The 545-nt window shown below is 40.9% G+C and carries 1 protein-coding gene; it reads left to right on the top strand.

Translation table 11 applies throughout. From position 1 onward, the window contains the following. Positions 1–141 precede the first annotated feature (141 nt). Positions 142–534: an endonuclease domain-containing protein gene (locus E1176_RS00255; protein ID WP_343030480.1), complete on the top strand. Its 393-nt coding sequence runs from the start codon at positions 142–144 to the stop codon at positions 532–534. Positions 535–545 lie beyond the last annotated feature (11 nt).

Here is a 545-nt window from a genome sequence, read left to right on the forward strand (position 1 = left end):
AGTAAAAAGGACTGTCTTAAAATTTATCATACACGCATCCAAACAGGAGGGGTGGAGGGGATGGAGTTTGGGTGTGACAGTTAATAAGACTATCTTAAAAGCTTACATACCACAGATCATGCCCTCCAAGGAGGGGTTGGGGTGGGTAAAACTACAGACCTGAGAAAGATCATCCCATATAAACCTTATCTGTTGCCTTTGGCTAAAAAGCTGAGGAAAAATATGACCCTGGGTGAGGTTTTGCTATGGAATGAGCTTAAGAATAAGCAACTGGGCTACCGCTTTAGTAGACAAATTCCTATTGATAAGTTTATTGTTGATTTTTACAGTAAAGACCTTCGTCTGGCTATCGAAGTTGACGGGTCCAGCCACTATCATGGTGATCAACCCATAAAAGATGAAATCAGACAAAAGCGGTTGGAGTCTTTAGGGGTGAGCTTTCTAAGGTATGATGATGCTGATGTAAGGAAAAATATCAAATGGGTAGTTAATGATATTTACCTGTGGATTCAGGAGAATGGGGCCCGTCTTTAAACGCGTATTTA

Origin of the sequence: Fulvivirga aurantia, from assembly GCF_009711475.1 — a bacterium.
Taxonomy (GTDB): Bacteria; Bacteroidota; Bacteroidia; order Cytophagales; family Cyclobacteriaceae; genus Fulvivirga; species Fulvivirga aurantia.